This window comes from Methylophaga sp. OBS3, assembly GCF_026319325.1.
Taxonomy (GTDB): Bacteria; Pseudomonadota; Gammaproteobacteria; order Nitrosococcales; family Methylophagaceae; genus Methylophaga.
The window spans coordinates 111,552-133,584 of record NZ_JAPDMU010000003.1 but is presented as its reverse complement, the minus strand read 5'-3'; the positions used below and the strand labels follow the sequence as shown (position 1 = coordinate 133,584).

General features: G+C 44.5%; 17 protein-coding genes. 10 read left to right on the top strand and 7 right to left on the bottom strand.

All coding sequences use genetic code 11. The annotated features are described in order from the left end of the window. Nucleotides 1–6 precede the first annotated feature (6 nt). The 7 genes from truB to OMP94_RS07315 all read left to right on the top strand — a co-directional run bounded on the left by truB (nt 7) and on the right by OMP94_RS07315 (nt 6,990). A complete protein-coding gene (gene truB / locus OMP94_RS07345) occupies nt 7–933 on the top strand; it encodes a tRNA pseudouridine(55) synthase TruB (protein ID WP_266277633.1) in 927 nt (308 codons plus the stop codon). A gap of 132 nt (nt 934–1,065) precedes the next feature. Further along, the gene (gene rpsO, locus OMP94_RS07340) at nt 1,066–1,335 is read left to right on the top strand and encodes a 30S ribosomal protein S15 (protein ID WP_266277632.1); all 270 of its coding nucleotides are present in this window, start codon (nt 1,066–1,068) and stop codon (nt 1,333–1,335) included. 187 nt (nt 1,336–1,522) lie between these two features. Then, nucleotides 1,523–3,622, top strand: coding sequence for a polyribonucleotide nucleotidyltransferase (gene pnp / locus OMP94_RS07335; RefSeq protein ID WP_266277631.1), 2,100 nt, complete (start codon nt 1,523–1,525; stop codon nt 3,620–3,622). An 82-nt stretch (nt 3,623–3,704) separates the two neighbouring features. Further along, nucleotides 3,705–4,451, top strand: a complete 747-nt coding sequence (modA, locus tag OMP94_RS07330; protein WP_266277630.1) for a molybdate ABC transporter substrate-binding protein — start codon at nt 3,705–3,707, stop codon at nt 4,449–4,451. 5 nt (nt 4,452–4,456) lie between these two features. Further along, the gene (gene modB, locus OMP94_RS07325; RefSeq protein ID WP_266277629.1) at nt 4,457–5,119 is read left to right on the top strand and encodes a molybdate ABC transporter permease subunit; all 663 of its coding nucleotides are present in this window, start codon (nt 4,457–4,459) and stop codon (nt 5,117–5,119) included. Then, nucleotides 5,119–6,207, top strand: a complete 1,089-nt coding sequence (locus OMP94_RS07320) for an ABC transporter ATP-binding protein (RefSeq protein WP_266277628.1) — start codon at nt 5,119–5,121, stop codon at nt 6,205–6,207. The genes modB and OMP94_RS07320 overlap by 1 nt, the downstream gene beginning before the upstream one ends. Before the next feature lie 12 nt (nt 6,208–6,219). Beyond that, nucleotides 6,220–6,990, top strand: a complete 771-nt coding sequence (locus OMP94_RS07315) for an ATP-binding protein (protein WP_266277627.1) — start codon at nt 6,220–6,222, stop codon at nt 6,988–6,990. Here OMP94_RS07315 and OMP94_RS07310 read toward each other — a convergent pair. The 7 genes from OMP94_RS07310 to OMP94_RS07280 form a co-directional block, all read right to left on the bottom strand. Further along, nucleotides 6,950–8,257, bottom strand: coding sequence for a sensor histidine kinase (locus tag OMP94_RS07310; RefSeq protein ID WP_266277626.1), 1,308 nt, complete (start codon nt 8,255–8,257; stop codon nt 6,950–6,952). The genes OMP94_RS07315 and OMP94_RS07310 overlap by 41 nt on opposite strands. After that, nucleotides 8,241–8,924 (bottom strand): response regulator transcription factor, encoded by a 684-nt coding sequence (locus tag OMP94_RS07305; protein WP_416240456.1) that lies wholly within the window; start codon nt 8,922–8,924, stop codon nt 8,241–8,243. Before OMP94_RS07305 ends, OMP94_RS07310 begins: the two co-directional genes overlap by 17 nt. A gap of 2 nt (nt 8,925–8,926) precedes the next feature. Further along, nucleotides 8,927–12,058 carry an efflux RND transporter permease subunit gene (locus OMP94_RS07300; protein WP_266277624.1) on the bottom strand — a complete coding sequence of 1,044 codons (3,132 nt, stop codon included), beginning with the start codon at nt 12,056–12,058 and terminating at the stop codon, nt 8,927–8,929. Further along, nucleotides 12,051–13,217, bottom strand: coding sequence for an efflux RND transporter periplasmic adaptor subunit (locus tag OMP94_RS07295; protein ID WP_266277623.1), 1,167 nt, complete (start codon nt 13,215–13,217; stop codon nt 12,051–12,053). Before OMP94_RS07295 ends, OMP94_RS07300 begins: the two co-directional genes overlap by 8 nt. After that, complete coding sequence (locus tag OMP94_RS07290) at nt 13,214–14,581, bottom strand: TolC family protein (RefSeq protein ID WP_266277622.1); 1,368 nt, start codon at nt 14,579–14,581, stop codon at nt 13,214–13,216. Before OMP94_RS07290 ends, OMP94_RS07295 begins: the two co-directional genes overlap by 4 nt. A gap of 77 nt (nt 14,582–14,658) precedes the next feature. Beyond that, on the bottom strand, nt 14,659–15,855 hold the full coding sequence (locus OMP94_RS07285; RefSeq protein ID WP_266277621.1) for a multidrug effflux MFS transporter: 1,197 nt from the start codon (nt 15,853–15,855) through the stop codon (nt 14,659–14,661). Between the two features lie 39 nt (nt 15,856–15,894). Further along, a complete protein-coding gene (locus tag OMP94_RS07280) occupies nt 15,895–17,154 on the bottom strand; it encodes a mechanosensitive ion channel family protein (RefSeq protein WP_266277620.1) in 1,260 nt (419 codons plus the stop codon). Nucleotides 17,155–17,422: 268 nt separating this feature from the next. On the opposite strand from OMP94_RS07280, the gene OMP94_RS07275 reads away from it, so the two are divergent. From OMP94_RS07275 to OMP94_RS07265, 3 genes are all read left to right on the top strand, one after another. Further along, nucleotides 17,423–18,913: a SulP family inorganic anion transporter gene (locus tag OMP94_RS07275; protein ID WP_266277619.1), complete on the top strand. Its 1,491-nt coding sequence runs from the start codon at nt 17,423–17,425 to the stop codon at nt 18,911–18,913. Between the two features lie 9 nt (nt 18,914–18,922). Then, nucleotides 18,923–19,783: a universal stress protein gene (locus OMP94_RS07270; protein WP_266277618.1), complete on the top strand. Its 861-nt coding sequence runs from the start codon at nt 18,923–18,925 to the stop codon at nt 19,781–19,783. A 167-nt stretch (nt 19,784–19,950) separates the two neighbouring features. Beyond that, nucleotides 19,951–21,996 carry a sensor domain-containing diguanylate cyclase gene (locus OMP94_RS07265; RefSeq protein ID WP_266277617.1) on the top strand — a complete coding sequence of 682 codons (2,046 nt, stop codon included), beginning with the start codon at nt 19,951–19,953 and terminating at the stop codon, nt 21,994–21,996. Nucleotides 21,997–22,033: the final 37 nt, after the last annotated feature.

The window sequence follows — 22,033 nt, the reverse complement described above, 5'->3', positions numbered from 1 at the left end:
GCCACTATGGCGCGACGCAGAAAGTCTGGCCGGGATATTACCGGCATGATGATTGTTGATAAACCTTCTGGTGTCAGCTCAAATCGTGTTCTTCAAGTCGTTAAACGCTTATTTAATGCCAACAAAGCGGGTCATACGGGTACCTTAGATCCATTAGCGTCCGGTGTGTTACCCATCTGTCTAGGCGAGGCAACCAAGCTTTCAACGTATCTTCTTGATGCCGATAAATCCTATCAAGTTACCTGTAAGTTAGGTATTGCAACGGATAGTGGTGATAGTGATGGTGAGGTCATTGACCACAAATCAATTCCTGATTTTGATACCGAGTCATTACAAATACTTTTGCAGCAATTTACTGGTGAGCAAGAACAGATCCCACCAATGTTTTCTGCTTTAAAGCACCAAGGTCAACCGCTTTATAAGCTAGCAAGACAAGGTATCGAAATCGAACGTAAATCACGCGTTATTACGATATACAACATCACTTTATTGGCTATCACTGAAGATAGCTTTACGTTAGAAGTGTCATGTAGCAAAGGCACTTATATTCGAACCTTAGTTCAGGATATTGCAGCAGCTATGGGTAGCTGTGGACATGTTGTCATGCTCAGACGTGTTAAAGCTGCTGGTTATGATTTAGCACAAGCTTTGCCATTAAATGAATTAGAGGCATTGGCTGACACTGAGCAAACAAATATTGATGAGCAATTATTGTCTGCCTTTGATGCTTTGCCAACCTGGCCTTCAATAACGCTTGATACCGAACAAACCCGTCAGTTGTATTTTGGCCAGCCAGTACAACATGATGAACCCCAAGTAAGCGCAGATATTCGTTTGCTTGATGATAATCACCAATTTATTGGTTTGGCGCATATTGGTGAGGATGGTGTGATTACGGCAAAACGTCTGTTTGTCAGACAAGAAGTACAGTAATTTCTTGTAGTAAACAGGCAAAGTCGGTAGAATTCGCACTGCTTTAAATGGTTGGTTAATCTGGTTTATAGCTGGATTATCACAGAATTTAACTAGGCAGATTGTCTGCCCAATAAAAAGTTGGAGTTTTTAATGTCTATTACAGCAGAACAAAAGCAAGAAATTATTAACAAACATGGTCGTGGCACCGGCGATACTGGTTCAGCAGAAGTACAAATTGCATTGCTGACAGCGCGTATCACAAACTTGGGTGACCACTTCAAAAACAACACGCATGATCACCATTCACGTCAAGGTCTGTTGAAAATGGTTAGCAGCCGCAGAAAAATGCTGGACTACCTGAAAAAAACTGACATCACACGTTACCGTGACTTGATCGCTGAATTAGGCCTGCGTCGCTAATCGGCTGCGTGATTTGCCAAAAATTACAAAATACTGCGCCCAGAGTGTCATCTGGATGGTCCGCAGTATCGTGATCTGAATGATGCCCCTGCAATCCCTCTGGATGCAGGGGCATTTTCATTTATAGGTTTTTTAAACTGTCATTGAAAAGGTTTAATGGCAGCGTCGTCAAGAGAAGGAAATAATAGTGAATTCAGTAAAAAAGACAGTTCAGTTCGGTGAGCACCTGCTCAGCCTAGAAACCGGCAAGATCGCTCGTCAAGCGGGTGGTGCGGTTATGGCTAGCTTGGGTGATACCGCCGTTTTAGTTACCGTAGTTGGTCAGAAAAACGTAAAACCGGGCCAGGACTTCTTTCCATTAACCGTGAACTACCAAGAGCGTACATACGCTGCTGGTAAAATCCCGGGTGGTTTCTTTAAACGTGAAGGTCGTCCAAGCGAAAAAGAAACATTAACATCGCGTCTAATTGACCGTCCTTTACGTCCGTTATTCCCTAAAGGCTTCATCAATGAAGTTCAGGTTATTGCAACGGTTGTTGCGATTGACCCAGCCATCGATCCTGATATTCCTGCAATGATTGGTGCTTCAGCGGCATTGGCTATTTCAGGCATTCCTTTCAATGGCCCATTGGGTGCTGCACGTGTTGGTTACATTGATGGTCAATACGTCTTAAACCCAGCTAAAAAACAACTGGAAGAAAGCGCATTAGACCTCGTTGTTGCTGGTACTGAAACTGCCGTATTGATGGTTGAATCGGAAGCAAGTGAATTGCCTGAAGAAGTCATGTTGGGTTCGGTGATGTTTGGTCACCAACAAATGCAAACAGCGATTAACTTAGTTCGTGAGTTACAAGCCGAAGTTGGTAAACCAGCTTGGGAATGGGTTGCTGAAGCGAAAGATGAAACGTTGTATAACGCTGTGAAAGACGTTGCGTTTGCTGGCATCGGTCAGGCTTACACCATCAGCGATAAATTGATGCGTCAGGATCAATTGGCTGAGATTCGTGAAGCAGCAGTTGCAGCTTTGGTTACCGAAGAAGGTGAATGGTCTGAAGAAGATGTTAAAGGCATTTTCGGTAAGTTAGAAAAAGAATTGGTTCGTGGCCGTATTATCGCTGGTGAACCACGTATCGATGGTCGTGATACCAAAACTGTCCGTCCTGTTTTTGTTGAAACTACCGTATTACCACGTGTACATGGTTCTGCTTTGTTCACTCGTGGTGAAACACAAGCAATGGTTGTTGCAACATTGGGTGCTGAACGTGATGCACAAACGATTGATGCGGTTGAAGGTGAATACCGTGATCGTTTCATGTTGCATTACAACTTCCCTCCATTCTGCGTAGGTGAAACTGGTTTTGTTGGTTCACCAAAGCGTCGTGAAATTGGTCACGGTAAATTGGCAAAACGTGGTATCCAAGCGGTTATGCCGACTGCTGAAGAATTCCCGTACGTTGTACGTGTGGTTTCTGAAATCACTGAATCAAACGGTTCAAGCTCTATGGCTTCTGTTTGTGGTACCTCATTAGCATTGATGGACGCTGGTGTACCTATTAAAGCGCCAGTTGCTGGTATTGCGATGGGTCTGATTAAAGAACCTGAAGCCTATGCGGTTATCAGCGATATCTTGGGTGATGAAGATCACCTTGGTGATATGGACTTTAAAGTAGCGGGTACCGATAAAGGTGTTACCGCACTGCAAATGGATATCAAGATCGAAGGTATCAACGAAGAAATCATGCGTACTGCACTGGCACAAGCCCGTGAAGGTCGTTTGCATATTCTTGGCAAAATGAATGCGGTTATCAACACACACCGTCAAGAAATGTCTGAGTTTGCACCGCGCATCATCACCACTAAAATTAACGCTGATAAGATCCGTGATGTTATCGGTAAAGGTGGCGCAACGATTCGTGCAATTACTGAAGAAACTGGCGCAACAATCGATATTCAAGACGATGGGACTGTCATGATCTTCTCTGCGGATTACAATGCAGGTCAAGAAGCGCTGCACCGCATTGAACAAATCACAGCAGAAGTTGAAGTTGGCAAAGTCTACCAAGGTCGTGTTGCTAAACTGATGGACTTCGGTGCATTTGTTACCATCCTGCCTGGCAAAGATGGTCTGGTTCATATTTCACAAATCTCTAACGAGCGTGTGGAAAATGTCAGCGATAAACTGTCTGAAGGTGATGTGATTGACGTTAAAGTCTTGGAAGTTGATCGCCAAGGCCGTATCCGTCTGAGCATGAAAGCAGTTAACGAAGAGCCTGCAAGCGAGGGTTAATTTCCCCCGTTACAGAGTCTTTTCGGCTAAACTTAAAAGCCCCGCTAGTCGGGGCTTTTTTTATTCTAGTGTGACTTAATCAATGCGAAAAATACTTTTGCACGTAACGTTATGGATGCTCACCACATCGGCTATGGCTGAAACAGTGCATCTCGCTGCGGCTGCGAATCTTCGCTATGTGATGCCGGAAATTATTGCTGAATACGAAAAGCAATCCGAAAATAAAATTGCCGTCACCTATGCCGCCTCTGGCACGATTAGCAATCAAATTAAGCATGGCGCACCATATCAGGTGTTTCTATCAGCAAATAGTGGCTTTATCGATCCATTGATTGCGTTAGGTTTAACACAAGGTCAACCTTTTGATTATGCTGACGCACAATTGGCTTTGTTTGCAGCCAAGCATTCTGATATTAAGCTTGATGAGTCTTTGGCTGGCCTAAAAGCATATTTACAAACATCACCCGATAAAAAAATCGCCATAGCGAGTCCTATCCATGCGCCTTATGGCATTGCCGCCAGAAAGTACATGATGGAACACGATGTGTGGACGATGGTTGAGCCTTATCTAGTACAGGCTGAAAATGCCGGCCAATTAACCCAGTTCACCATGACGGGTAATGTGGCATTAGGCTTTATTCCTTTCAGCCACGCTATTCAGCCAGAAATTCAAAGTAAAGGCCACTATTTGAAACTGCCAGTGATATTGCCACAGCTTGGGGTATTTACCCAGCGTGCTGGTGAGTCTGCTATAGACTTTGTGGCATTTTTAGCCAGCGATACGGCAAAACAGCGGTTTGTTGAACACGGTTTTAAAATACCGGAGTAAACACTATGGATTGGCAGGCACTTCAGGTTTCATTATTGCTCGCAGCACTCACCAGTCTGGTGTTGTTGCCGTTAGGCTTATTATTGGCAAGAGGCTTGGCGCACCAACAATTTACAGGTAAATATCTCATTGAAGCTTTGATTGTCTTGCCGCTTGTATTACCGCCAACCGTACTAGGGTATTTTTTGCTCACGGCAATGGATCAAAATGCCTTACTCGGCAATTGGTTTTATCATATAACGGGTTCACAGCTGGCATTTTCATTTAATGGTTTATTGGTTGCCTCGTTAATTTATAGCCTGCCATTTGCCATACAACCAATGTTGCGTGCCTTAGAGCAAATTCCTTACGGACTGCGCGAAGCCGCTTGGTGTAGCGGTTTATCACGTTGGCAAACTTTTTTAAAAGTTGAACTGCCACTGGCATGGCCGGGTATCGTGACAGGCTTAGTTTTGAGTTTTTGTCATACCTTAGGTGAGTTTGGTGTGGTGTTGATGATCGGTGGCAATATTGCTGGCGAAACGCGAACCTTATCTGTCGCTATTTATGACAGTGTGTTGGCTTTTAATCATGCTGCCGCTCAAGAAATGTCGGTTGTGCTGCTGGTTATTGCCTTGATAACGGTGACATTGGTTTATCGGTTTAACCGACGGTTGATGCAAATCTGATGTTATCTGTTCGCTTACAAAATACCTCACCGATCCCATTAGATGTCGAGTTTCATTGTCGACCTGGCCACTTATTAGCCTTAGTTGGGCCATCGGGTGCAGGTAAAACCAGTGTTTTAAGAGCCATCGCTGGTTTATTAAAAATGACATCAGGTCAAATCACCTGTCAGGACATGGTTTGGCTGGATAGTCAGCAAAAAATTGAGCTAACACCACAACAACGCCGGATAGGCATGGTGTTTCAGAACTACGCGCTATTTCCACATTTATCCGTTGCAGATAATTTACGATTAGCCTTACCTGAAACGGTAAAAGATCAGTCTGCGCGAATAGCCGCGTTATTAGCGCAAGTGAACCTCAATGGTCTTGCAGACCGTTACCCAAGCCAACTTTCTGGTGGGCAACAACAACGGGTAGCCATAGCAAGAGCATTAGCTCGCGAACCGAATGTGTTACTGCTCGATGAGCCTTTTTCAGCAGTAGATAAAGTAACCAGAAGAAAGCTTTATCTGGAACTGCATAGTTTGCGACGTCAGCTGTCGATGCCAATCATTTTAGTAACACATGACTTAGATGAAGCTGCGATGCTTGCTGATGAAATGTGCGTCATTCATCAAGGAACAAGTTTGCAACAAGGGCCAGTAGATGAGGTTTTACACCAACCTGGCAGCCTTGCTGTAGCAAGGCAAGTGGATGTGCGAAACTTATTTCCAGCGACAGTCGAACATCATGATGGCAAGGCTAGGATGGTCTGGCATGGAATGCGTTTTGATGCGGCAAAGATTGATGACTGGCAAGCTGGAGATAAAGTTTGGTGGACGATTTCTCCTAGTAAAGTATTACTGCATCAGCGACGCCGGCCATCAAATGGACAGCAAGAAAACCCGTTAAGCTGTGTGGTTAAAGAAATGATTACACTTCGCGGTATCACCACGATGTTGTTAGCGATACCGCAGGCAAGCGATGCGTCCTTTCAAATGGATCTTCCGGAACATGTTGTTATTCGTAACGAAATTCGGCTTGGTGAAACGGTTAGTGTGTCGTTATTAACCGAGGCAATTCATCTTATGCCTGATAATGAAAAGTAGGAAAGTTAGCCCATGAATAATATCGATTGGCATCAGTTTCACGCTGCTATCTGGCGTAGTAATTCACAAAAACTGAAAGCCGTTACTCGACTGGATCCAATTCGTTTGTCTCAACTTGTCGGTGTGGAAGAACAAAAAGCGGCTTTGGTTGAAAATACCAAGCGCTTTCTGCAAGGAGAGTCGAGCCATCATGTTTTGTCATGGGGAAGTCGTGGTACCGGCAAATCATCATTGATTAAAGCATTATTGAATGAGTTTGCCGATCAAGGACTCCGGATGCTGCAACTCGATAAAGATGATTTAAAGTGGCTGCCAGACATCATGGATGACTTGGAAGATAGGCCCTTTAAGTTCATCATTTTTTGTGATGATTTGTCATTTGAAGAAAGCGATGACAGCTACAAACCGTTAAAAAGTTTGTTGGAGGGGGGGCTAGAAATGCCGCCTGCCCATGTACGGATTTATGCGACCTCTAATCGCCGTCATTTATTACCAGAGCGCCAATCAGAAAATCAAAATAGCCGAGTTGTTGATGGCGAAATCCATTATGCAGACAGCATTGAAGACAAGTTAGCGCTTTCAGATCGATTTGGACTTTGGTTATCGTTTTATCCCAATGCCTGGGACAATTATTTTGCGATTGTAGACAGCCTGTTTGCTGATAAAAACATTGATAAAGACAAATTACATGAGGCAGCACGGTTTTTTGCAATGACTCGTGCGAGTCATAGCGGCCGAACGGCTAAGCAGTTTTATTTACAGCATCTGGCGGAGAATTCTTAATCGTAAGTGTGACATGGTGACCATTGTGGGTGGGCTGGTTTTCATATCGCCAGCTGAGTTTTGTGGTCAATTGTGCGGTGAGCTGTAAGCCCAAACCAAATCCTGACGCTTGCCCGTTATCATGTTCCATTGTTTGTTGTTGATTATGAATGATGACGGTATTGGCGTCTTGTCTGATGATGACACGACCTTCCCAAGTGTGTTGGTAAGCATTACGAATCAAATTACCCAACACGATCCGACAAGCAACTTCTGAAGCAGTACATTGATAATCAATGGTTTCAATTGAAATGCTGACTTGTTTGTCTTTCAACAAATAACGCATTTCTTCACAGAGCTGGGTAATTAACCCATCCAATGCGAAAGTGTTAACGGGAAGCGGCACATCTTGTTCACGACTCAGCCATAACAATGTCTCAGTCAGGTAATGCATATTGCGACTCGCACGGTCGATTCGGTCTGCAATATCTTTACGCATAGTGGCATTTTCTGGTTGTGGTTGAGACTGCAACTTATTCAGTAACTCGATGTTGTTCCGAATTACACTAATTGGTGTCCTTAATTCGTGGCTGGTGTAACGTAAAAACTGATGTTCACGTTCTAAACTTTGTTGCACTGAGCATAGACTACGGTGAATCAAGTTGGCCATCTCGTTCAGTTCAGGATACATAAAGTCAGGGACTGGCTTTTGAAGGTTCTCTGCACTTAAGGCATGGGTCCAACGGCCAAGTTTACTGACTGGCCGCGAAATATGTCTTAGGATCAGCCAGACCAACGCAATCATCGTAATGGCAATGATGGCACTAAAAAGCAGCAGCATTTGCAGGCTTTCAGCCATATTTTTGCCGACCATCGTCGATACATTTTCGGCTTTAATAGTGCGACTGATATAAACCTTTTCGTTATCTACCTCGACTTGCATGACAAAATACATAACATCAGGGCGTTCAAACCAATCCGCCGGGTTGTGCTTCATCAATACAGAGGCGTCAGTCGGGCGTTCAAATGCTTGTTGGATGGTTTCTGGTTGGGACTGCCAGTCTGATGAAACCATATTGCCACGAAAATAAGCATGACCATTTGCATCAAATTCTCGACGGCTGGCGATAAATGTTAGGGCGGCATTTTCCATATTGCCGGCGACAATATTATCCATGCCACGAATGAAGAAATGCATACTCAGTAGGCTATAGCCAATGACGATGACCAGCCCTAAGGTGATAAAACCGATTGAGATAAGTTTTTTGAGACTAATCGGTTTTTTCATGACTTTCTCTAAGTGCAAAACCGTGTCCGGCAATCGTTTGTAGCATGGGGAAATCAAAAGGCCCATCAACCGCTTTACGTAAACGATGCATATGTACTTTTAAACTATCACTGTCTGGTACTTCTTCACCCCAAACAGCCATTTGTAACTTTTGACGCGTCACGACATCAGGCGCATGTCGTAATAAAATTTCCAGTAATTGCCAGCCAATAGGCGAGAGTTTGATAATTTCATCATTACGTCTCACTTCATGGGCGCTGAGATCCATTTCTAAGCCGCCAATTTGAAGTTTCTGGACTTGACCACTACGACGTCTTGATAAGGCCTGAATACGCAGCACAAGCTCTTCTAAAGCAAACGGTTTGACCAGATAATCATCCGTACCGGCGGCAAAGCCAGCTTGTTTGTCACCTAATTGATCACGAGCGGTAAGCATTAATACTGGTATATCTTTTCCGTCCGCACGCAGTCTTTCGCAAACAGTCAAACCATCAATACGCGGTAGGTTTAAGTCTAGTAACAATACCGCATAGTCATGCTGTGATAATAAGGTCAGACCAGCAGCGCCATTACTGGCGTGGTCACACTGAATGCCATCAAGCTGTAAGTAATCAATGACAGTTTGTGCCAGGTCTAAATCATCTTCAATCAGTAAAACAGACAACATCATTAACCCCTTGCTGGTAAGGATAGATCTTGTCGACCAGGCATCAGTTGACGTAAATCATGTTGAATTAACAACAGCATCGGAATCAGCAACAAAGTAATAATGGTGGCAAACATAATGCCGTAAGCAAGTGACACGGCTGCCGGAATTAAAAACTGTGCTTGAATTGAGGTTTCACCCAATAACGGAACCAATCCGGCAAAGGTCGTAAATGAGGTGAGAAGAACCGCCCTAAGTCGGTTACGCCCTGCATCAATCACGGCTAAACGAATGTCGGTCATATCACGTTTGATTTCATTAAACCGAGCAGCTAAAAGTAGACTGTCGTTCACCACAACACCACTTAAAGCAATGATTCCATTGAGAGACAAAATCCCAAGTGATAAGTCATTTAACCAATGACCCAAAATGGCGCCTACAATACCAAATGGGATTGCCGTCATAATGATAAGCGGTTGACTGTAAGACTTGAGTGGAATGGCGAGCAGCGCATAGATTGCTAACATTGCCAGTAAAAACAGGTGCAACATACTGGCTTCAGTTTCACGTTGTTCTTCGGCTTCACCAGCAAAGTAGATATCCAAGTCAGGGTATTTGGCTTCTAACTTGGGCACAACATCACTTTGTAAACGAGATACTAATTCGGTTACTGATAACTGATCTTTATCGACATCAGCAGACAGAAATACCGCGCGCTTGCCATCAATACGGGTGATGCTGTCACGAGTAAAACTATAAGTGACATCTGCAACACTAGATAAAGGAATAACCGTGCCATCATCCAGACGGACACGCGATTTTAAAACGTCAGCAGGATTTTGCCTATCAGTCTCGGGGTAGCGAACTTTAACTTCGATTTCATCACTATTACGTTGATAACGTTGTACGACCTGACCACTAAAACCCTGCAAAATCTGAATTGCTAATTGATCGGTGGTTAAGCCTAAAGCACGACCTTGTTGGTTAAGCCTTAACTGTAATTGTGGTTGTCCAGGTTGCAGATTATCTTCGAGACCAATGATGCCGGGAAGTGGGGACAGTAACTCAGCCATTTCCTCACCCGCCAAGGTTAAGACATTGTCATCATTACTGCGTAATTCAACACGAAGCGGATCATCACCACCACGACCGCTTTGAATACGCAGGCTGTCCACACCCTCAGGCATACCTACCGCTTTTTCCCAAGCGCTGCGGAACGCAAAGATATTGTATGGTGCATCAGGTGATAGCTCGACCGTTACACCGCCACTGTGGTCTGCTTCTGATAAGACTTGCAGATGCGCAATACCACTGCCATTTCCATCAGAAAGCTGCTTATCGGTTTCATAAGCCTTTTTTTCTAAAAATAGTAAGGTCTCATGGGTACGACCATAGCTCACATCATTATGCATTTGGATATTCGAGCGCACTGTATCGCCGACAATTGAGGGGAAGAAACTCATTCTGACTGTGCCGTTAAACGGCATCGAAAACACGACGATAAACACCATCATAAAGACCATTAACACGGCATACCGAAAGCGTAAGCAAAAATCTAAAGCTGGTTGGTAAATGTTTTCAGCGAACCATTGCAGGCCACCATCAGCTGACGATTGAATTTTCCGCCAGCCACGGCCAATCAGATTTTTTGTAGGTCTTTTATGGGTGTTTAAATGCGCCATATGGGCTGGCAAAATCAATTTTGATTCGACCACTGATAGCAGTAGCGCAATGGAGACTACGGCTGCAAATTGTGCGTAAAGCTCGCCCAACCGGCCTTCAATTTGCGACAAAGAAAAGAAAGCGGCAACGGTCGTTAACACACCAAAGATAGTGGGTACGGCAACCTGCATAGTGCCTTTGATGGTGTTGCGTAATGTATCGCCTTCACGTGAGCGTACGCTGTAAATACTTTCCCCAACGACAACGGCATCGTCGACGATAATGCCCAGCGCCATCAAAAAGCCAAAAGTAGTAAACGAGTTGAGGGATAAACCAGCCCAATTATCTCCCATAAAAAACAGCGTACCGAGGAAAACAAACGGTAAGCCCATCGCAACCCAAAAGGCGACAGTCAGATTAAGAAAAACGGCCAGCAATACAAATACCAATGCCATACCAATCAGCGCATTGTTAAATAACAGCTGCAAACGCTCCATGATGCTGGTGCTGCGGTCATACCAAGTATCAACATGAATTCCCGCAGGCAGTTTTTGGTTGTCAATCCAAGAGTCGACTACCCAGCGAGCATCAGCAACAGAGTCGGCGATATCATCTAGACCGGTCGTGACAACTTGCAGGCCGATACTTTCTTGCCCTTGAAAGCGTGATAACACCGATACATCGTCATCAAAACTGTCCAAAATGTCGGCAACGTCACCTAACAATACCTGTTGACCATTTGCACCCGTGACTAGCGGGATTTGGGCAAAATCATTTTTTAAATAAGCTTGTTCTGCAGCCTTTAATTGTAGATAAATGGATTCATTCCGTAACACGGCGGTTAACGGATTCGATGAGTTGTTGTTAACGGCTTGTTCAACATCCGTTAGTGTTAAGCCGTAAGATTGCAGACGTCCGTCATCAATCTCAATCATCATCATCGGATCACGATGCCCCGAGAGCGTCACCCGATTAATAGAAGGCTGGTTTAATAGATCTCGTTCCATCTCCGCAGCAATTTGCTGTAGTGATTGACGATCAGTGTCACCGTAAAGTTGGATCCAAAGTGCGTGTTCTTCACGTTCTGCTTTGCTTATAACCGGATTTTTGGCATCAGCAGGGAAGGTAGAAATCGCATCAACCTGAGCTTTGACGTCTCTCAGTAAGGTATCGAGGTCATAATCACTTTGCATCTCGACAGTGACGGTGACACCACTGCGATTTGAGGAACTGGTGATAGAGCGAATACCAGTGATACCTTGTAACTGCTCTTCGATTTTAATAGCCAAACCTTCTTCAGATTGGCGTGCCGAACCGCTGTCATAAGACACCGAAATATTGATGCTGTCAGGTTTGCTGCCTGGGAAAGCTTCTTTACGCAGATCGCCGACCGACATTAAGCCCATGACGATCACTAATACCATTAGTAGGTTTGCGGCGACGGGGTTATTGGCAAACCAACCGATAACGCCGCTGCGATGCATGCTACTCATCAGTATTCACATCAACTGGTAAAACCTGCATACCAGCTAAATAGCTATCAATCGGTTGTATCAAAACACGTTGCGTTTCGTTGCTAAGTTTTTCTGGTGGACGAATAAAAATCGCATCTGCATTACTAAAAATAGGCGTGCTTGGAAATTTGGCTAATTGGTTTTGTTCATTCACATACCAAATATCACCACGTTGGCTAAGGCTAGTCAGTGGTAACTGCCATAAACCTGATTGTTCAATACCCGATAACGTCGCTTTAACAAAAGTGCCGGGGTTGAGGATTGGTTGTTGATCCAGCGGGTTTTCAACGCTAATGATTAAAGCGCGTTGGCGTGTTGTTTCATTCAGGTGTTGTTCGCTACGTAAAACAAAACCTTGCCATTGACCATTACCCTCAACAGCTTCCAGTAAAACCGGCCATTGTTTGGCCTGCATTTCTTCAATAGCAGGTAGGCTTTGCCATTCACGGTCTGATAACGACACGCTGATTTCAACACGGTCAGTGCTGTACAAAGTTGCCACTTGAGCACCCGCCTGAACAAAACTACCCGGTGACACATCACGACTGACAATCAGTGCATCGAAAGGTGCTTTGATATGAGTGAACTGCAGATCTTTTTCAGCACTGCGTAATTGGGCTTTGGCATTGTTAACCGCCGCTTGGGTTTGTGCGAGTTGCGGTTGTCTTAATACCAATGCATCTGGATCACCACTAAGGCCTGATGATTGCCATTCGATGGCGGCTTGCTGACCTTGACGTTGTTCTTGCACAAACAATAATTCAGCTTCTGCAAGTTGTTGTTGGGCTTGTGTGACGGCGGCTTGATAATCACTATTTTCAAGGCTTGCCAAAGTGCTGCCTTGTTTAACACGCAGCCCATTATCAAAACTGGGTGATAGGCTTTGTACTTGACCAGTGACTTGAGCACTTAAAGTGACATTAAATCGCGGGTTAGCCGCACCAAAAGCACTAATACTTGCTTGATATTTATCAGTAGAGACGCTCACCACAGAGACATCAGGAAGTATGATTTCCGGTTCAGGTCTGATAATTTCGCGGTTGGCAAAATCATCACGGGTTTTTTGGCTATACCAGAAGACAATCACTAAGACGATGGCCATGGCGGTAAAAGCTAACCATTGAAGTCGTCGGGTCATGCGTTGATCTCCATTCCTAAAGCAAGGCCAAGATTAATGCGGTTGAGCAGGCGCTGATAAATCAAATCATCACGTTGTGCCTGCAAATCGAAGTTTTGTTGTTGCACAGTCAGCAGATCCAAAATGGTTCTTAAACCATTTTGATAACTTTCTCGGTATTGCAATAAATTGTTCTCAGCGCTTGCTAGTGCTTTTTCCACCGACTGCTGCTGACTTTGCAGAGCTTGCTCAAAACTCAGTGCTTGTTCGATTTCGGTAACGGCTGTCAGCAGTTGGTCACGATAAGCTTGATAATTAATCGCTGTTTGTAATGCGTTAATTTCGGCGGTCGCTTTACGTTGACCACCTTCGTACAACGGCGCGGTCAGTTGGCCAAGTAATGACCATGCTGGTGCGCCAAATAAAGCCTCTCGAGGAGAGCTGGCAGCATCTTGCAAGATGGCTTGAAAATCTAATCGTGGCAGCAGATCTTTATAAGCCGCATCGGTACGTAAATCGGCGGCTAAGATTGCCACGTAAGCGGCCTGAAGGTCAGGGCGACGCGCTAAGGTTTGCTCTGGTAAATCCGCGAGTGGCAATAACACCGTTGGATAATCTGCTGGCAATGCCTTTAGTGAGGGTAATTCGGTCTGACCCAGTAATGTCCTTAAAAATATTTGCTGTTGGCGCTGATTTTCACGTAAGCCGGTGAGTCTTGCTTCGGAGCTGGCAACGGCTGTGCGAGCACTATCTAGATCTTCTAAGACGCCAAGGCCGAGTTGATAGCGAGCCAAAATAAAGGCTTCGGTTTGTTTTAGGCTATTAAGTCTTTGACTCTCGATATCTGCAGCACGTTGCTGAGCGATTAATGTCAGCCAATTACTCATGACTTCGGCTGCAAGCGTGTCGCGAGCTGATTGTAATAACAGCGACTGCTGTACGATATCTTGTTGAGCGGCTTGTTCTAAATCGCTGAGCTGACCCCATAAATCCACTTGCCAGCTGATGCTAAGCTCACTGTTAAAACTATCATCACTATCTTGAATTCTATTAGCGCCAAAGCCAGCGCCAACCATAGGCAATCGTGCAGCCTCAGCAACAGTATGTTGTTTTTCTAATATCAGTAGCGTTAGTAGTGTTTGCTGCAAGCTAGGGTTATTGTTGAGTGCGGTTTCAACCCAAGGCATTACTTCTGGCGCATTAATCAAATCATTAAGATCACTAACACCGGTGGCATCAACATCGTTTTGCCAATCAGCAATTGTCTGCTTTTCGCGCTCAATTTCCTGATTATAGTCAGGTTGTGTAGGTTTTAAACTACAGCCCACCAATGCCAGCAAAGTGGCAGAAACAATGAGTTTTGACAAGTTATGAGTGAATAACAAAACGTATCAGCTCCAGAAAACATTTCTGTATTGGCTACCGACAATAATCGGGGGAAGGTTAATGACCGGTTAACAAATTAATTTGTTGCTTTTAACCAGTAATCGGACTGAATAATGCGTTTGAACGCCAAACCAAAAACGGCGCAAAGACTCATCACTAAAATCATCGGGAAAGGGCTGCCATCACTCAAACTGGTTACTAACCAGCCACTGGCCGCACCAGTCAGAAAACCACAAGAGCCTAATAATGCTGTTGCTGTGGCAGCACTATGTGGGAAAAACTCAACGGTGCTGGCGACCGCATTGGCTACTGTCAGGCCTTGAAAGCCTATAAACAACATAATGCCAACAACCAGCAGCCACAGCTGAATATCAGTGCTCAATAGCACATAAGCTAGAAGCAACAAACCAACGGTTAACTGTAATAGCTGGCCAATACCAAGTAATACTGCTGGTGGTTGGAAATGTAGTAATCGCATATTCACGCGATTAAAAACCACCATCACAATCACATTGGCACCAAACAAAAAGGGATAGATCGTTTCACTGACATCGAAATATCCCATGTAAACCGTCGGTGACGCGGTAATGAAGGTAAAGAGCGCACCATAAGAGCAGCACTGGGCAAGTAAAAATCCCATCGCATGACGATGTGTTAAGACTTCTGCATAACGTTTAAAGGGACTTTTGGCGATCGCTGAGCGCTTATGGGTTTCCGGTAAATAACGAATCAGCATCCAACCTAATAACAGGGCATAGATAAGTAAAAAGATAAAAATAGCCCGCCAGCCTGCAAGATGTAACAACACCATGCCAATAAGGGGGGCCATTAAAGGCGCCACCATCATGATAATCGCCATCTGTGACATATGACGTGCGCTATCACGACCACTACTGATATCTCGAATTACAGCAGAGGCATTGACGATGGCAAGACCACCACCTAAGGCTTGAAATACACGCCACAACCAAATGGACTCGATTGCGTTGCTTAAAGCGATGCCCGTTGTACCAATTATAAATAAGCTGATGCCTAAAAAGATAACGCGGCGGCGACCAAAACGATCTGACAGCGGGCCACCAATAATCTGGCCCATAGCAAAGCCACCAAGGAAGAGACTTAGTGATAACTCAACATCATGAATTGCCACATGTAGTTGGCTGGCAATAGACGGCATGGCGGGCAGGTAGGCATCAATTGCCAATGGTGCCATAGCTGTGAGTGCTGCGAGCATTAAGATTAATAAATTAATTTGTCGTGACGACAACTCCATCCCGCAGCTCCCGAATTATTGTGAGTCTATTGACGCATATTATGGGCTAGAGGTTTCCGTAAATGTTGGTCGAGAACCAAGTTCACGCATATCGACACCACTTGGGTGCTGGAATACGCGAAGCCCAAACTCCGGCATGATCGCCAGCATGTGATCAAATATATCTGAGGCAATACCTTCGTACTCAACCCACTCAATCGTGCTCGTGAAACAATAGATTTCCAGCGGCAAACCATCAGCAGTCGGTGCCAGTTGGCGTGACATGAGCGTTAAATCCTGACGAATATGCGGATGATTCTTTAGATACTGACTGACATAAGCGCGGAAACAACCAACGTTAGTGATACGACGGGTATTAACAGGCTCCTTACCCCATTGTTCAAGCTTTAAATTCCAACCATCAATATCAGCTTGTTTGTCGGTCAAATACTGACTTAGTAGATTAAATCGATAGAGCTTTTTCTTTTCGTCATCACTAAGAAAATGAATGGATTGTTGGTCAATCAAAATACTGCGTTTTATACGACGACCACCAGCTTCTTTCATACCACGCCAGTTTTTAAATGGATCACTCAAAAAACGTTTTGTAGGGATAACGCTGATGGTTTTATCCCAGTTCTGCACTTTGACCGTATGTAATGCGATATCAATCACATCACCATCAGCATTGAGCTGTGGCATTTCAATCCAGTCACCAACACGAATCAGATCGTTAGAACTGATTTGTACACTGGCCACTAATGACAGCAAGGTGTCTTGGAATATCAACAACAATACCGCTGCCATGGCACCTAACCCTGACAACAGAATTAAGGGGGAACGGTCGATAAGTGAAGCAATAACCAGAATGGTCGCGATGGCAAATACTACGATTTTGATGACCTGAATATAGCCTTTAATGGGTTTTAGATAGGCATCAGGGCGTTTTTCATAAGCGGTGTTAACGACAGTCAGTAAGTTACTGATAGCAAGTGCAATGGTGAGGACAACAAAAGCACTACTCACGTTTTGCACGACGGTGACAACAAATTCCGGTAAGTCTGGTACTAAATTGACACCTAAAGATAGAATGACTGCTGGGACGATATTTGCCAGTCGAGCTATAAATGGTGAGTCAGCAATACTGCTATGTTTATTGATGGCTGAGGTACGAAGAAACTTGTAGATACCTCTCACCAGAATCCGTTTAACAATCCAGTTAGCAATCCAGGCAACAAGCACCAAGATGATAGCGCCAGTAATCATCCATAGCTGTGGATGGTTCTGTAGTCGGGTTAATAATTCCTGATAGATTTCCATAACTTTTGATTGCCGTGAGATTGAGTTGCGGATTGTAGCAGCAGTTTTATCACTTTGAGTAACAGTGACTTTTAGCTTTTACATTTGAGTGAACAGCCTCGATTCGGCTATAATCGCCGTCTTTTCAGATGCTTAGAATCTTTGTTTTGACCTTCTTTAGGGGCTGAACTAAATAAAGCCATCTTCGAAAATAACCGTTTGTTTTCACAGCTGTCCAAGATACTGCCGTCGGTATCTATCTCAATATAAATAAAACTAGGAAATTCTTATGCTGCAGACGCTGAAACGCGATTGGCTGAGCAATGTGCGTGCAGATTTAATTGCGGGTTTGGTCGTTGCACTGGCGCTGGTACCTGAGGCAATCGCTTTTTCAATTATTGCCGGTGTTGATCCAAAAGTTGGCCTATATGCGTCATTTTGTATCGCCGTTATCATCGCGTTTGTTGGTGGTCGTCCAGGTATGATTTCCGCGGCAACGGGTGCCATGGCGTTGCTGATGATTACCCTGGTTAAAGAGCATGGTTTAGAGTATTTGTTAGCTGCAACCTTGCTTACTGGTGTTTTCCAAATTATTGCCGGTTACTTAAAGCTTGGTGATTTAATGCGCTTCGTATCGCGCTCAGTGGTGACAGGCTTTGTGAATGCCCTAGCGATACTTATCTTCATGGCGCAATTACCTGAGCTGACCAATGTCACTTGGCATGTTTATGCCATGACCGCCGCTGGTTTAGCGATTATCTACTTGTTCCCATACGTACCAAAGGTTGGCAAGTTGCTGCCTTCACCGCTGATTACCATTATTGTGCTGACGATTGTTGCGATTGTGCTCAACCTTGATATTCGCACAGTGGGTGATATGGGCGAATTACCGGACACATTGCCAATTTTCTTGTGGCCAGATGTACCGTTGAACTTTGAAACGTTAGCGATCATTTTCCCGTATTCAATTGGTTTGGCTGTGGTGGGTTTGTTGGAGTCAATGATGACAGCAACCATTATTGATGATCTTACCGATACCAGCAGTGATAAAAACCGTGAATGTAAAGGGCAGGGGATTGCCAATATTGGTGCTGGTCTGTTTGGTGGTATGGCAGGTTGCGCCATGATTGGTCAGTCAGTCATTAACGTGAAATCTGGTGGTCGCGGACGTTTATCGACATTTGCTGCCGGTTTCTTTTTAATTTTGATGATTCTGGTGTTTGATGACTTATTAGTACAGATCCCGATGGCAGCTTTGGTGGCTGTCATGATCATGGTATCAATCGGTACTTTTTCGTGGGAGTCTCTTCGCGATATGCGTAAACACCCACTATCGACTAATGTTGTGATGGTGGTGACAGTCGTTGTTGTTGTGGCGACACATAATTTGGCTATTGGCGTGTTTGTGGGTGTCCTACTAGCAGCTTTATTCTTTGCCAATAAAGTTGGCCAGTTTATGGTGGTAAAAAGTGCCTTGCTTGATGGTGATACCGAGCGTCATTATCAAGTGTTGGGTCAGGTATTTTTCGCATCATCAGATAAATTTGCCAAAGCGTTTGATTACAAAGAAGCGCTGGATAAAGTCGTCATTGATTTGAGTCAGGCTCATTTCTGGGATATCACCGCAGTAACCGCTTTAGATAAAGTGGTGATCAAATTCCGTCGAGAAGGCACACAAGTCGATTTGATTGGCATGAACGCCGCGACAGCCACGATTGTCGATAAATTTGGCGTGCATGACAAACCAGAAGAAGTCGAAAAAATGTTGGGCGGCCACTAGGAGAAAAACATGACAAAAATTATTGCGTGTATTGATGGATCGAGTGCCGCAGAAGCCGCTTGTGATGCAGCAGCTTGGGCCTGTCAGCGTTTAAATGCGCCTTTAGACTTATTACATGTGCTGGATAAGTCGGAATACATTAAACAAAGTGAAGGACAAAATCTGTCAGGCAATATCGGCTTGGGCAGCCGTGAAAATTTATTGCAACAGCTGGTGGAGCTGGAAGAAAAGCGCAGCCGACTTGCGCTAGAGCATGGCAAATTAATGTTGCAAGGTGCTCGACAACGCGTGCAGCAACAAGGTGCCACTGAGGTCACCACACACCAGAGACATGGTGATCTGATTAGCACTTTAGAAGATCTGCAAGAAGACACGCGGATGCTAGTTATCGGCCGTCAGGGGGAGACCTCAGAACAAGATAGCCGAAAACTAGGGCGTCATCTGGAAAATGTCATTCGTGCAGTGCATCGTCCAGTATTGGTAACGCTACCGAATTTTGTTGCACCACGATCATTTATGCTTGCTTATGACGGAAGTGCTACGGCAGATAAAGCTACCGAAAAAGTCGCAACAAGTGAGTTATTAACCGGGCTGCCTTGTCATTTGGTTATGGTTGCTGAAAATACCGAACAGCATCAGCAACAGCTCACCAATGCGGCGAAGACTTTATTAACGGCGGGCTTTTCGGTTACACCAAGTTTACTGCAAGGTGCGGTAGAGCCGGTTTTACATCAGTATCAACAACATAAATCAATTGATTTAATGGTGATTGGCGCCTACGGTCATAGTCGTATTCGTCAATTATTGCTGGGTAGCAATACTGCGACGATGTTACGCATGAGTGATGTTGCATTATTGGTTTTACGCTGAGTTTATAACTAAGTTAAAGCACATTTTAATCACTCGCGAATAATGGACTCTAATTGATCATTGGCGTTTTACGAAAATGATTAACCCCACATTTGTGGCTTTGAAGATTTATAATCACGCTAGTGTTGTTAGCAGCCCAAGCAGCATCGAGTTGCAGGAGTTTACAAATGGCTAACCTAGTCTCGCAGCAAGCTGATGGAAATACTTCTGCGTTAAGTGACTCACAAGTCATTCAAAATAATGGCTGCTTGTTGCGTTTCGATGCAGCAATGGTAAAGGTCCGACAAGTCAGTGCTAATCTGTCTGACTTTCTCGGCATTTTACCCGAAGATGCTTTGGCCTCTTCGCCACAAGATCTCCTCGGTAGCATTCTGCTATCTAGGCTTACTGGCTTATTAAAAAATCGTGAAAGCCTCTCGGCAGCAATGGTAATCAACCGCCAAGTTCGAGGTCATTACCAGCGTTTTTATGTTATGGCTTATCGAAGTAGTGATGACATTATTGTTGAGTTTGAGCCTTTATCGCGAGCAGGAGAGCAGCGATTATTACCACTCGTGAATGAGTGGCTAAGTTATCTCGCTGATGCAAATGATATCCCCAGTTTGTTACAAACCCTGACACAAGGTGTTCAAGCTATTACAGGGTTTGAACGGGTGGTGTTAAACGAGTTTGATAGTGATGCCAATATGACGGTGGTCGCCGAAACTTGCAAACAACCCGAGCGTCGCTTATTGGGATATCGCCTACCGGCTTATGTTATCCCTAAGTGGGTTCGTGAAAGATATGGCAAAAATGCGGTTCGCTCAGTACCCGATATTGATGCGCCATCAGTGCCATTAATACCTGCTATATCCGCTGACTTACCCAAAATCGATATGACGTATGGTTATTTACGTCGTATATCTTCGATGCATAAAGATAACTTGACTGAGATTGGGGTTAAAGCCACGTTGAGTATTGCGATTCACAGTCATCGTACTTTATGGGGATTAGTAGTTTGTCATAGTTTTTCCGCACAAGAGCTTTCGCCATTACAGCGTGATGCTGCGGTTAATTTAGTGAGAATGGCCTCACAACGCTTATTTCTTTTACAGCAGATTAAGGATGTGTCTTTCTTACAGCAAGTCATGGACAGTCGTGAGCTACTTTCCAGTGAGCGAACAATTTTTAGCAGCCCAGATGAATTATTCAAAAGCCATGTTGATAGCTGGTTAAAGCTGTTTGATTTGTGTGGTTTTGCTTTGAGTTACAACAATAAAGTCTCTTGCTTCTCAGAGACCTTGGCGGCCTATGAAATAGAAATTATTACTAAGTGGCTGACCCACAACTTTCCTGATGATGTCATTTGGTTCTCCAGCCAACTAAATCAAACCGAATTAAATGATTTGGTTGACTTAAGAAATCGCGTCGGCTTAATGGCGGTCCGCCTGCCCAGTGAGTCAGCAAAAAAAGGCTGGATGTTGATGTTTCGTATGGCAATGCAGCAAGAACAAAAGTGGCTTGGCCATTATGATGAGCTCAAAAATATCTGTAGTGGCGAGTTACGAAAATCTGATGATATGCCACGAGAGGTTTGCGTTGAAATCATCAATGACCGCAGTGCCGAATGGTTAAAAATTGAGAAAAAGGCGGCGCTGGATTTGGCTGAGGACTTAATGGTGGCATTGAGCGTTAATGAGATTAACTTGCTAAATAAGCATCTCAATGCCGCAAATATAAGGCTGCAAGAAATCGCTCATACCGATTCACTCACCCAAGTTTGGAATCGTTATCGTGTTGAGCAAGCGATGGATGCTGAATTATCCGCCGCAGCACGTTATCAACGACCTTTTTCAGTTTTACTGTTTGATGTTGATCACTTCAAACAAGTGAACGATAAATTTGGCCATAAAACTGGTGATGAGGTGTTAAAACGTCTGGCAACTGAAGTACATAGCCTATTGCGCGGCAGTGACTTTTTAGGTCGCTGGGGTGGTGAAGAGTTTATCGTGCTGGTTTCAAATAGCGTTCTAAATGAAGCTGGGGAATTGGCTGATCGGTTGCGCAAACATATTGCGAAAGTGCAGTTCGCAGGCGTAGGGCAGGTGACGATTAGTATTGGTGTTGCCCAGTGGCAATCAGGGGAAAGTCGCCGCGCTTTGGTAGAGCGAGCAGATAAGGCTATGTATGCCGCCAAACAAAATGGCCGGAATTGTATTGAGCTTGCAGACTAGCAGTTTGTCACGCTAACAGATTTCAGCGAAAATACGC

Excerpts from the sequence above, each read along its gene's own strand:
- truB (WP_266277633.1), top strand. The coding sequence starts at position 7 with ATGGCGCGACGCAGAAAGTCTGGCCGGGATATTACCGGCATGATGATT.
- rpsO (WP_266277632.1), top strand. The coding sequence starts at position 1,066 with ATGTCTATTACAGCAGAACAAAAGCAAGAAATTATTAACAAACATGGT.
- modA (WP_266277630.1), top strand. The coding sequence starts at position 3,705 with ATGCGAAAAATACTTTTGCACGTAACGTTATGGATGCTCACCACATCG.
- modB (WP_266277629.1), top strand. The coding sequence starts at position 4,457 with ATGGATTGGCAGGCACTTCAGGTTTCATTATTGCTCGCAGCACTCACC.
- OMP94_RS07320 (WP_266277628.1), top strand. The coding sequence starts at position 5,119 with ATGTTATCTGTTCGCTTACAAAATACCTCACCGATCCCATTAGATGTC.
- OMP94_RS07315 (WP_266277627.1), top strand. The coding sequence starts at position 6,220 with ATGAATAATATCGATTGGCATCAGTTTCACGCTGCTATCTGGCGTAGT.
- OMP94_RS07310 (WP_266277626.1), bottom strand. The coding sequence starts at position 8,257 with ATGAAAAAACCGATTAGTCTCAAAAAACTTATCTCAATCGGTTTTATC.
- OMP94_RS07305 (WP_416240456.1), bottom strand. The coding sequence starts at position 8,924 with ATGTTGTCTGTTTTACTGATTGAAGATGATTTAGACCTGGCACAAACT.
- OMP94_RS07300 (WP_266277624.1), bottom strand. The coding sequence starts at position 12,058 with ATGAGTAGCATGCATCGCAGCGGCGTTATCGGTTGGTTTGCCAATAAC.
- OMP94_RS07295 (WP_266277623.1), bottom strand. The coding sequence starts at position 13,217 with ATGACCCGACGACTTCAATGGTTAGCTTTTACCGCCATGGCCATCGTC.
- OMP94_RS07285 (WP_266277621.1), bottom strand. The coding sequence starts at position 15,855 with ATGGAGTTGTCGTCACGACAAATTAATTTATTAATCTTAATGCTCGCA.
- OMP94_RS07280 (WP_266277620.1), bottom strand. The coding sequence starts at position 17,154 with ATGGAAATCTATCAGGAATTATTAACCCGACTACAGAACCATCCACAG.
- OMP94_RS07275 (WP_266277619.1), top strand. The coding sequence starts at position 17,423 with ATGCTGCAGACGCTGAAACGCGATTGGCTGAGCAATGTGCGTGCAGAT.
- OMP94_RS07270 (WP_266277618.1), top strand. The coding sequence starts at position 18,923 with ATGACAAAAATTATTGCGTGTATTGATGGATCGAGTGCCGCAGAAGCC.
- OMP94_RS07265 (WP_266277617.1), top strand. The coding sequence starts at position 19,951 with ATGGCTAACCTAGTCTCGCAGCAAGCTGATGGAAATACTTCTGCGTTA.